Here is a 10,976-nt window from a genome sequence, read left to right as displayed (position 1 = left end):
GGATCATTGGGCATATCCACAATCGAAAACGGTTCAATGATGGTTACGGGGTCGCCCAACTTGAAAAACCCTCGGCCGTTCAGTTGCCGTTCAACTTGATCCCGTTATAACTGTTGTCGAGGAGCCCGTTGGGGTTCCGTAACAGAGGCGGTGGAAGCACCGTAGAGATATGAACAAGTTTGTCGTTGCCGTTTTTTTGTCTGCCGTTTCAGCGGGATCAGCATTTGCCGCCAGCGTCAAGAACGATGAGGCCAGCGCCCAGACTATCGTTGTTACTGAGGGCTCGAGCAAAACCGAATTGCAGGTCGGCGCCGGCGAAACTGTCGAGTTCTGCAATGGCGGTTGCTTTGTTACCTTTCCGAATGGTGATCGCGAAGCCTTGAAAGGCAGCGAGACCGTTGAAATCAAAGGCGGTAAGGTTTCGATCAAGTAAGCTCAGCGATTTGCAGCATTACACGCGAAGTTTACGAACCGGCTGGAATCAATTTTCGGCCGGTTTTTTAATGCTTCATTCACTGTTGATACTACTTTTCAGATTATCTTTCGCGCGGCCAAATCAACTTCACTTTTCATTTTTACTTTCCCGATAAGTCATCGACTGATAGGCAATATTCTTGCCAGCTTGAACAGGCGCATGATTTCAGGGATATGTTGTGGTGGATGCTCGTTCTGACAACAAGACAGTTGACCTCGTAGTAGATCTCGACGGCACGCTTATAGCCACTGATCTTCTATGGGAAAGTACGTTTCAGCTGCTCAAACAGAACATGCTGTATCTCTTTCTTCTGCCCCTTTGGGCTTTAAAGGGAAAAGGTCATCTCAAATATCAGATATCGCTTCGCGTCGCGATTGACCCCGCAATACTCCCTTACCGGGGGGAGTTCGTCGCTTACCTGCGCGAGGAGCACCGCAAGGGTCGAAGGCTGGTGCTTGCGACTGGCGCGGCGCGCAAGTTTGCCGAGAGTATTGCCGCATATCTGGGTTTTTTCGATGCTGTCTATGCGACAGATGAAACGCGCAACCTGACGTCCATTCACAAGACCAAATTTCTGCTGGAGACCTTCGGTGACGTCAAGTTTGCCTACGCGGGGAACAGCCGAGCAGACGTTCCGGTGTTCAATGCAGCAAGCGAAGCGGTCGTTGTGGCACCGGATCGGGCCGCAGAGAAATGGCAGCGTACACATTCTGCGAAATTGTTTGAAGCGCCGAAGACCGATTGGAAAACTTTCGCCAGGATGTTGCGCGTGCATCAATGGATGAAGAACACGCTGATTTTTGTTCCGCCGATACTCGATCACCAGATCATGAACTGGCAGATTCTCATCAACTCGATCATTGCATTCTTTGCTTTCTCATTCGCTGCTTCGGCAATCTATATCGTCAACGACCTGTTTGATCTTCCGTTGGACCGCCAGCACGCGCGAAAGAGGAATAGAGCTTTTGCCAGCGGCCTAATTTCTATTTCCTTCGGTCTGAAAGTTGCTGTCGCGCTGCTTGTCCTTGCCGGTCTGCTTGCCACGCAATTGCCTTGGGTGTTTAGCGCCGTGTTGCTGGTCTATCTCATTTCGACGACGGCTTATTCGCTATCGCTGAAGCGTATGTTGCTGATCGATGTCCTGATGCTGGCAGGGCTCTATACGCTTCGTATCCTTGCGGGTTCAGCGGCCAGCCAGATCGAGGGTTCATTTTGGCTGCTGGCGTTTTCGTCGTTCTTCTTTCTTTCACTCGCGCTCGTCAAACGTTATGTCGAACTCCAGAATACGGCACTTGTCGAAAAGAATCGTATTGCGGGCAGGGGATACAGACAGGCCGATCGTGAAGTCGTGGCGCAATGCGGCGTTTCGTCGGCCTTTGCTGCTGCACTCGTCCTGGCTCTCTACGTAAATAGCGATGCTGTGGTTAGTCTCTACTCATATCCTTGGTTGATCTGGCCGCTTTGTCCGATCGTCCTTTATCTCAACATCCGCATCTGGATTCTGGCGCATCGCGGTGAGATGCACGACGACCCTGTCGTGTTCATCATTTCTGATTGGCGCAGTCAGATCGTAATAGCTATTGGCGCGGCGTTGCTGCTCTATGGTGGCATGCGCTCATGATGGCTGGCTATGACAGTTTCGGGCTTATCGACAGACATCCGCGTGCTGCGATCTCGCTCGATGCTGCGCGACGGATTTTCGAGAGTGGTGCTCCGGATCGGGATGGGTTTCTGCCATTTGGCAATGGCAAATCCTATGGCGACAGCTGTCACAATGATCGTGGTACGCTGGTCGATATGCGGGAGAGCGACCAGCTTATCTCATTCGACCCGCAAACGGGTCTGCTCGCCGCCGAAGCTGGCCTGATGCTGTCGGATATCATTGCGCTCGCCGCGCCGCACGGGTATTTCCTGCCAGTGACACCAGGCACACGTTTCATCACACTCGGAGGCGCGATCGCCAACGACGTGCATGGCAAGAATCATCATCGTCGCGGCACGTTCGGCTGCCATGTCGAACGCTTCGACCTGTTGAAGTCCGATGGAACGGTCGTCACCTGTTCTGCATCGATGAATTCAAAATTGTTTGCCGCGACAATCGGAGGGCTTGGACTAACAGGCATTATCCTTTCTGCCAGCATCAGATTGATGAAAGTGAATTCGCTTGATGTGGTGGAGAGCGTAAAGCCGTTTGCAAGCCTTGCCGAATATTTCGAAATGGCGCCGCAGGCCGACAATGACAATGAATATGCCGTTGCCTGGGTCGATCAATTGAGTTCAGGGAGACGTGCGGGACGCGGCGTTCTTCTTACAGGAAATCATGCAGAAAATGGAAGTTTTGAAGCCACAACGGAGGAATCCAGGCTGGGCGTGCCTTTCGAGCTTCCCATATCGGCACTGAACTATCCGAGCCTCAAACTGTTCAACGCGGCCTACTTTCATTTCAAAGGGCGTAAACGCGAACCTCATCTCAGTACCTATCAGGCCTTTTTCTATCCACTCGACAGTGTCTCGAACTGGAACCGGCTTTATGGAAGGACCGGGCTTTACCAACATCAAAGCGTCATTCCGGAAGATGCCGCCTCTGTTGTAATTCCGCAGATGCTGGCCGCCACGCGCGAGGCGGGACAAAGCTCATTTCTGACTGTGCTCAAACGTTTTGGAGACGTCGCTTCACCCGGGATCATGTCGTTTCCGCGGGCGGGCTACACGTTGACGGTTGATTTTCCCAATCGCGGAGCGCGCACCTTGGCCCTGCTGGAGCGCCTCGACAGTATGACGATCGATGCGGACGGGCGGGTTAATCCCTACAAGGACCAACGCATGAGTTCCGCAGTGTTCAAAGCCGGATTTCCGGGATGGCAAGAACTGGAGAAGGAGCGGGATCCCGCATTCAACTCCAATTTTTGGGCGCGAACCGCACTGGCAGGTGGAACTGCTGGATGCATCAAATTTTAACAATGTGCTTGGGGTCTTTTCAACGCAGCTTTGCTATGCACTCGACGAACTAGAGGGGCCGTTCTGACATGACAAAATACATTCCGTTTATCCTCTTCACCGTCATGACCAATGCGGCGGCACAAGTCATGCTGAAATACGGCATGATAACGCTGGGGCCGATCAGCTTCAGCGCCGATACGATCATCCAGCGAATATTCCAGATCATTTTCAACCCTTGGGTTTTCGCCGGATTGACGGTGTTTGTCATCTCCATGGCCTCACATCTTTATGTGCTTTCAAAGGTCGATCTATCCTTCGCCTACCCGTTCCTCAGCTTGGCTTATGTGGCCGTCGCACTGTTCGCCTGGGCAGTGTTCAAGGAGGAACTCGGAACGTTCAAGATTGCGGGTATCGCCTTCATCATGATCGGAACCATTCTGATCGCCCAGAGCGGACGTCACGAAACGCCCGGCGAGCAAACGCCACCTGCTTCCACAACATCCTCGTAAGTGAGTTGAAGAAATGAGACACATTATTTTTGGTGGCGACGGTTTCGTCGGGCGGCATCTGGCACCGAAGCTGATTGCCGGGGGAGAGGAAGTTGTTGTGGCGGACATCGCCAAGAGCGATCTGCCCCACTATGGCGATGTGAACTTCGTCAAATGCGATGTGACCGAACCGAAGTCCATCGCCGCAGTCGGTATCAAGGCCGAAGACATGGTCTACAACCTGTCAGCCAAGATGCTTTCGCCGTTGCAGGTGCGGGCGAAGCGGCACGATTTCTTCTTTCCGGTCAATTACTTCGGTACCGAGAACATTATCAAGGCGATGGACAAGGCGGGTGCCAGGAAGCTCGTACACTATACGACCGACATGATCTATGGCCACACCTATGTCTGGCCCCAGACCGAAGACCACCCGGCGGCACCGCTTGGTGAGTATGGAATGTCGAAATTGAAAACCGAGGAACTGGCAGCCGAATGGCGCATGCGCGGAATGAATATCTCCCTGTTTCGCCCACGCCTGATCATTGGGCCGGGCCGACTTGGTATCCTCGAAAAGTTGTTCAAATTGATCGATTACAACCTGCCGGTACCGATGATTGGCTCCGGCAAGAACCCTTATCAGTTCATTTCGGTGTTCGATTGTGCCGAAGCAGCGCGTGCGGCATGGAAGGCTGGCGTGCCAAATGAGGCATACAATCTCGGCTCGCTGAACCCGCCGCCTGTCCGCAAACTGCTCGGCGACCTGGTGAAATTCGCAGGATCGAAATCGATCCTGCTGCCGACACCTGCCTGGGCGGTAAAACGCACACTCGATTTCTTCGACTGGATGAACAAGCCGATCATGGATCCGGAACAATATTTGATCGCGGACGAAATGTGCGTACTCGACGTGTCGAAAGCGGAGCGTCAACTGGGCTGGGTACCGCAATATCGCGATGAGGATATGCTGATTGCAGCATATAAGGAGTATCGCAACATCAAAGACGGCAAAGCCGTGCAGCAACCATCGTCGATAGCGGCGGAATAACGGGGAATGGCGATGAACAAGGTTACAGCACAGCACGGGGCGGTCCAGGGACTTATAGGAAAGCCAGATCTGCTCACGGTCGATGAGGCCAAGGCCATGACGCTGCCGCGCATGACCGAGCTTTTCACCAGACACCTCAATCCCGGTCAGCTGCATTTCATGAAGCTACTCGGTTTCCACAAAGTGAAAATCGACCGCGCGGAAGGCATGTTCTATTACGATCAAAACGGCCGCGCCATTCTGGATTTCTTCGGCGGCTTCGGATCTCTTGCATTCGGCCACAATCACCCGCGGATTGTCGGTACGCGCAAGAAATTCCAGGATGAACAACGTCAGGAAATAGCCATTGCCTTCATGTCGCAATATGCGACCGCCTTGGCGCACAACCTTGCCGCTTGCTCACCCGGCGATCTCGACATGGTGTTCCTTGGATCGTCCGGATCGGAGGCGATGGAGGCGGCGATAAAGGTTGCCGAGCGTGCCGCCGGCCCCAAAAAACCCAAGATCGTTTATGCCGAGAATTCATTTCACGGCAAGACCAAGGGCGTTCTCTCGATTACCGACGGTGGGCTCTATCGCGGTGAGTTCAAGCTGGTGGAGAATACGGTTCGTGTTCCGTTTGGCGATATCGATGCCGTTGAGAATGCTTTCCGCTCCGATCCTGAAATCGGTGTCATTGTACTGGAAACCATCCAGGGCGGTGGTGGCATCATTCAAGCGCCGAAAGAGTACTGGCAAAAGCTGCGCGCGCTGTGCGATCAGCATGGCGTGCTTTGGGTTGCCGACGAGGTCCAGTGTGGATTTGGGCGCTCGGGCCGGTTTTATGCTTTCGAACATGCGGGCGTCGTGCCCGATGTGACCGCGTTGGCCAAATCATTGGGTGGAGGCAAGGCAGCTGTCGGCGCGATGATCGCCCGGCGCGAGGTTTATATGAAAGCTTATGGCACGCCCAAGACAGCAATGATCCATGCCATGGCCACATTTGGCGGGATTGGCGAAGCCTGTGTCACGTCAATCGAAGCAATGAACATTCTCTACGACGAGCATCTGATCGATAACGCCGCAGCAACTGGCGACTATCTGTTGCAAAAGCTCGAAGAGCTGAAAGTCAAATATCCGACGATGATCAAGGACGTACGTGGCAAGGGCCTGATGATCGGTCTCGAATTCCACGATTTCTCCAAGACGGTTCCAATGGTGTTGCGCCCAGTGCTTGCTGTACTGGATGACAAGCTGAAGGGATCGCTTCCGGGCTTTATCGGCAGCCACCTCTTGCGCGATCATGGCGTGCTGGTCGCATTCACCGAGTACAATCGAAATGTCATCCGCCTGGAGCCGCCACTGATTTGCGGCCGGGAACATGTGGACGCATTCATCAAGGCGCTCGATGAAGTTCTTTCACGCGGTATCGTTCGTATCGTCAAAGACTTCGTTAAAGCGCAGGTAAAGTAGGATTAGAATTCCAGGAGAGCCGGGCTTTGGTCCGGCTTTCTGCTGTCACGATTGGCCGGAAAGTTTGATACTTGGCCTCAGCAGCAGGTCCCAACAATCGTCAAGCTTCACGACGATCCGGTCTGCCAGGGCTTTTTCATAGATGCGCTGCAGGGAAAGCCGTGCGCTGGTTGTGGGGCAGGACGGGCGCAAGACGCCGTCCGTCTGGCGCAGAGAGGTTTCTTCTGCTTCTGTCAGATCACCAACAGTGCGGAATGGGTCGGCACCGATCTGAATATTTCGGCTTGCATGGCGATCGAGTATCCACGGAAACGGATTGACGAAATCCAGTGTCATCAAACTGTTCAGATGAACGCCGTTCTGGCTTTCGAACTGCTTGAGAGCTTTGACTGCGCGATCGGCGGAGACAACCCAGAACATCTGGTAGTCAAGTTCAGAATAGAGCTGCCAGCTCGGCAGTTGTCCCGCCTCCGCCAGCTGGCGGTAGGCCCCGGCATTAGTAGCGTAGTGGGATTCCAGGAGGTTCACCCGTTCCATGATATCCTTGCGAGTGGAAACGAGGCCCATTGTTTTTACATCAGTGACTGGCGCTGTCACGTAGGTCGGCGCAACCGCGACAAAACGCAACGTGCCTTGCATAACCTTAGTGATCGTTGGGATCGCAGTAAACGCAACGAGGCAATAGACCATCATCCTATTCGTTTCCGGCAGTTTCGGCGCTTTGCGCAGCATCGCGAGCAGAACCGGCCAGAGGAAGATGAATTCCTGGCTGCCGGTATTCTGCGTCTCAAGGAATATGCCCGCGGCCAGAGTGATCCCGATCCACAGCCAATCTCGATCCAGTAAAGCGGCGATATTTGCTGTTGTCGGTTTTTGGCGAAGATTGTACCAACGACCCGTAAGGGGACTCCAGTCCAGCCAGAACAGGAAAAGTATCAGAGCGGCCGCCGCAAGGATGACGTCGAGCTTGATTGAAAAAACAGTCAGAAAGCGAGGCAGAAGCAGGCCCTCGTTTAACCTCACCAGCGCTGCGATGCTCTCGACATAGGCAGACACCATTCCATGATTGAACTCGAGTACCAGAAGCGCCACGGCGAAGATGCATAACGCCAGCAATACATAGCGCCACAGGAGACGGCCTGAGAGGATCGCATAGAGACCGATCAGTCCGCCTGCCAAAAACCCCGTTATCTTGGTGAAGAACAGCGCAAGCATCGTCAACGACGCGATGATGGCGAGCTTTCGGCCATTAGGCAAGAAAACCAGTGCGCTGACGAGAACATAGAGCAGTAGGGAGGTGTGGCGATTGTAAATGCCGAAACCGTTGACGCCGGGATAGGAATGAAAGCTCTGTGTGTTGGTCGGGCACAGCGCAAAAACAAGAAATGGAACAAGGATCGCAAAGGCGATCTTTCGGCTCTTCTTGTCGATCTCAGCGAGAATGATCGCCATCAAAGGTGCGGCAGAAATCAGCACGGACCATTGTGCAATCAACGTAGGCTGCCCGCCGGGGAAAAGTCTCTGAAGCCAGTAGAACTGATAATATTCAAGGGCGCCGACGGGTGCGAGAAAATCCACAGCCGGCACCTGGCCAAGTTTTATGCGCTGGGCTGCATCGAGATAGATATAGGTATCCCAGTACATCGGGCCGATTGGGATGACCAAGGGCAGCGACAAGAGAACAGCAAGGAACACCAGAACAAGCGCCAGCAACACCAATGGTGAGAACATTTTTGCTGAAGTTCTGGTGGAGCTTCTGGAAATATCCGGCATTCGACTTCGACTCAGGTTCCGCGGCGCGTGACCACTATCCTTAGAGCTTTAATCCTCCACATTGCGTTAAACGCCTCCCGAAATTTGTCGAATGCTCCTATAAAATACGGCCTGTTTGCCAGGCGTCGCGGCGTGTTTTCGCCATGTCGCAAACAGGCCTTAGCGATGGACATACGAAACGCCATAGTGCAAAAAATTGTTGGAGCCGTTCCGGCCATCGATCGATACCAAAGGACAAAGTGAAATGAAGACTGAGGCGCGTGTTGTCGTTATCGGCGGTGGGGTAGTAGGTGTATCGACACTCTATCATCTGGCCAAGAAGGGCTGGAGTGATGTTGTCCTGATTGAGCGCAAGGAACTGACATCCGGTTCAACCTGGCACGCTGCCGGGCTTTTGCCATTGTTCAATATGAGCTATTCGGTTGGCCAGATTCATAAATACTCGGTCAAATTCTATCAAGAGCTGCAAGAAGAGACCGGCATGAATGTCGGCTTCACCAATTGCAGCAATATTCGCCTTGCTCGCACGAAGGATCGCTGGGACGAATACATGTATTATGCGGGCGTGGCCGAAACGATCGGCGTTCCGGTGAAACTCCTGACACCCGAGCAGGTCAAGGAGATCTGGCCGCTTGCAGAGATGGACGGCATTATTGGCGCAATCCAGCATCCGGAAGACGGTTATATCCAGCCGGCGGATCTAACGCAGGCGCTTGCCAAAGGTGCGCGCGATCGTGGTGCAACAATCTACCGCTATACGACCGTGCTTGGCATCGAACAATTGCCGTCCGGCCAATGGCTGGTAAAGACTGACAAGGGTGATATCACCGCGGAACATGTGGTGTCCGCAACCGGCAACTTTGCCCGCAAGACCGGCAAAATGGTCGGCCTCGATGTCCCGGTTATTCCCGTCGAACACCAGTATATCGTGACGGAGCCACACCCGGCAATTCTTGAGCGCAAGGCAAAAGGCTTACCCGAAATGGGTGTCTTACGCGAAAGCGACAGTTCCTGGTATATGCGCGAGGAAAATGGCGGCTTGCTGCTTGGACCATACGAGCGGGGTGCCCCCGTCTGTTACGTCGACGGCCCTTCGGATGCCAGCGAATATGAACTGTTCCAGGAAGACCTCGACCGCCTCGAACCGCATATCGAAACCGCGATTGCGCGTGTCCCGGCGTTTGGTGAAGTCGGCATCAAGAAGGTTTATAATGGCGCCATCGCCTATACCCCCGATGGCTCGCCGATAATTGGACCCGCGCCACGCCTTAAAAACTTCTGGTTGAATGAAGGACATTCCTTTGGTGTCACCGCTGCCGGCGGTGCCGGTTGGCAGCTGGCCGAATGGATCGTCGAAGGAGAACCGTCTATCGATATGATGGGTGTCGATCCACGCCGTTTCGGTCCTTACGCGACCGAAGGTTACCTGAAAGAAAAGAATGAAGAGGCCTATGCTGAGGTCTTCTCGGTCCATTACCCAGACGAGGAGCGAGGTGCTGCCCGGCCCTTGAAGCGTTCACCGTCCTATGATCGCCAGAAGCAACTCGGTGCCGTGTTCGGAACTGTTTATGGCTGGGAGCGCGCCAATTGGTTCGCACCGCAAGGATACGGGCTCGACGTTGCCAAACTCGACAAGCCAGATGTGTTGATGAACCACAACCATCCCAAGCCCGATGCTGACGGCAAGATCAAGGAGCTCTGGTCGTTCCGGCGTTCCAACTATTTCGACCATGTCGGTCATGAGATCAAAAATGTGACGAACAATGTCGGTCTTCTAGACATGTCGGCTTTCGCCAAGATGGAAGTGTCCGGACCAGGTGCCCGCGCCTGGCTCGACTCGATCCTGGCTAATCGCATTCCGAAAAAGCAGGGCCGTATCGCGCTTTGCCATCTCTTGACCCCACTTGGTGGGGTTCGTTCGGAATTCACAGTCTATGAGTGGTCACCAGGGAAATTCTATCTGGTCTCGGCGGGCGCTTACGAAAATCATGACCACGATTATCTGCACAAGCTGCTGCCGAATGATGGCTCGGTCACCTTGCGTCCTATTACGCAGATGTATGGTGTTCTTGTTCTGGCGGGACCCAAGAGCCGCCAGGTTCTGGAGAAACTAACGCGTGCCGATCTGTCCAACGAGACGTTTCCGTGGCTTTCCGGCAAGGAGATCAGCGTCGGTACTGCAACGGCGCATGCATTGCGTGTCAATTTCGTTGGCGAGCTTGGCTGGGAACTACACCATCCAATTGAACAGCAAAACACTATCTATGATCTGTTGCTCGAAGCAGGCGCTGAGTTCGGCATCAAGCCCTTCGGTATTCGCGCCATGACGGCGATGGCAATCGAGAAATCATATCGCTTGATCCCGCGCGAATTGTCTATCGAATACAATGCGTTTGAGAGCGGCCTCGATCGCTTCGTTCATCCCAACAAGGGGGAGTTCATCGGACGTGACGCTGTGGTCAAGGCGCGTGAAAACGGCCTGAAATGGAACTTCGTCACGCTTGAAGTGCTCGTTCCGGGTGTATCGGATGTCGACGCGCGTGGTAGTGAACCGATATATGTGAAGGGTGAACTTGTTGGCCGTGCCACTCATGGCGGCTATGGCTGGCGTCTCGGCAAGAGTATAGCGCTTGCAATGGTGAAGCCTGAATACTCTGCTGTCGGCACTCAGGTCGAGATCAAGATATTGGGAAAGACACACAAAGCGATCGTGATTTCGGAATCGCCCTTCGATACCGAAAATGAACGCTTGAAGGCTTAAACCTGTCGAAAACCGATCTTGAGAATGGCGCCGAAGGGCGCC

The 10,976-nt window shown here is 53.8% G+C and carries 8 protein-coding genes; 7 read left to right on the top strand and 1 reads right to left on the bottom strand.

Features of this window, described 5'->3' with window-relative positions; all coding sequences use genetic code 11:
• Positions 1 to 169 precede the first annotated feature (169 nt).
• From PHA01_RS08740 to PHA01_RS08715, 6 genes are all read left to right on the top strand, one after another.
• A complete protein-coding gene (locus PHA01_RS08740; protein WP_271894593.1) occupies positions 170 to 433 on the top strand; it encodes a hypothetical protein in 264 nt (87 codons plus the stop codon).
• Positions 434 to 656: 223 nt separating this feature from the next.
• Positions 657 to 2,096, top strand: coding sequence for a UbiA family prenyltransferase (locus PHA01_RS08735; protein ID WP_271894592.1), 1,440 nt, complete (start codon positions 657 to 659; stop codon positions 2,094 to 2,096).
• The gene (locus PHA01_RS08730; protein WP_271894591.1) at positions 2,093 to 3,433 is read left to right on the top strand and encodes an FAD-binding oxidoreductase; all 1,341 of its coding nucleotides are present in this window, start codon (positions 2,093 to 2,095) and stop codon (positions 3,431 to 3,433) included. The genes PHA01_RS08735 and PHA01_RS08730 overlap by 4 nt, the downstream gene beginning before the upstream one ends.
• A gap of 68 nt (positions 3,434 to 3,501) precedes the next feature.
• The gene (locus PHA01_RS08725; RefSeq protein WP_271894590.1) at positions 3,502 to 3,924 is read left to right on the top strand and encodes an EamA family transporter; all 423 of its coding nucleotides are present in this window, start codon (positions 3,502 to 3,504) and stop codon (positions 3,922 to 3,924) included.
• Positions 3,925 to 3,937: 13 nt separating this feature from the next.
• Positions 3,938 to 4,948 carry an NAD-dependent epimerase/dehydratase family protein gene (locus tag PHA01_RS08720; RefSeq protein WP_271894589.1) on the top strand — a complete coding sequence of 337 codons (1,011 nt, stop codon included), beginning with the start codon at positions 3,938 to 3,940 and terminating at the stop codon, positions 4,946 to 4,948.
• 12 nt (positions 4,949 to 4,960) lie between these two features.
• On the top strand, positions 4,961 to 6,400 hold the full coding sequence (locus tag PHA01_RS08715; RefSeq protein WP_271894588.1) for an aspartate aminotransferase family protein: 1,440 nt from the start codon (positions 4,961 to 4,963) through the stop codon (positions 6,398 to 6,400).
• Positions 6,401 to 6,445: 45 nt separating this feature from the next.
• On the opposite strand, the gene PHA01_RS08710 is transcribed toward PHA01_RS08715, so the two are convergent.
• Positions 6,446 to 8,131 (bottom strand): hypothetical protein, encoded by a 1,686-nt coding sequence (locus PHA01_RS08710; RefSeq protein ID WP_271894587.1) that lies wholly within the window; start codon positions 8,129 to 8,131, stop codon positions 6,446 to 6,448.
• A 286-nt stretch (positions 8,132 to 8,417) separates the two neighbouring features.
• On the opposite strand from PHA01_RS08710, the gene PHA01_RS08705 reads away from it, so the two are divergent.
• Positions 8,418 to 10,934 (top strand): GcvT family protein, encoded by a 2,517-nt coding sequence (locus PHA01_RS08705; RefSeq protein WP_271894585.1) that lies wholly within the window; start codon positions 8,418 to 8,420, stop codon positions 10,932 to 10,934.
• Positions 10,935 to 10,976: the final 42 nt, after the last annotated feature.

This window comes from Candidatus Phyllobacterium onerii (assembly GCF_028331445.1).
GTDB lineage: Bacteria > Pseudomonadota > Alphaproteobacteria > Rhizobiales > Rhizobiaceae > Phyllobacterium > Phyllobacterium onerii.
Note: the sequence above shows the minus strand (reverse complement) of the source record. Positions and strands in the feature narration are given on the sequence as shown.

What these genes read in the sequence shown, in the direction of transcription:
- PHA01_RS08740 (WP_271894593.1), top strand. Translation starts at nt 170, where the DNA reads ATGAACAAGTTTGTCGTTGCCGTTTTTTTGTCTGCCGTTTCAGCGGGA.
- PHA01_RS08730 (WP_271894591.1), top strand. Translation starts at nt 2,093, where the DNA reads ATGATGGCTGGCTATGACAGTTTCGGGCTTATCGACAGACATCCGCGT.
- PHA01_RS08725 (WP_271894590.1), top strand. Translation starts at nt 3,502, where the DNA reads ATGACAAAATACATTCCGTTTATCCTCTTCACCGTCATGACCAATGCG.
- PHA01_RS08720 (WP_271894589.1), top strand. Translation starts at nt 3,938, where the DNA reads ATGAGACACATTATTTTTGGTGGCGACGGTTTCGTCGGGCGGCATCTG.
- PHA01_RS08715 (WP_271894588.1), top strand. Translation starts at nt 4,961, where the DNA reads ATGAACAAGGTTACAGCACAGCACGGGGCGGTCCAGGGACTTATAGGA.
- PHA01_RS08710 (WP_271894587.1), bottom strand. Translation starts at nt 8,131, where the DNA reads ATGTTCTCACCATTGGTGTTGCTGGCGCTTGTTCTGGTGTTCCTTGCT.
- PHA01_RS08705 (WP_271894585.1), top strand. Translation starts at nt 8,418, where the DNA reads ATGAAGACTGAGGCGCGTGTTGTCGTTATCGGCGGTGGGGTAGTAGGT.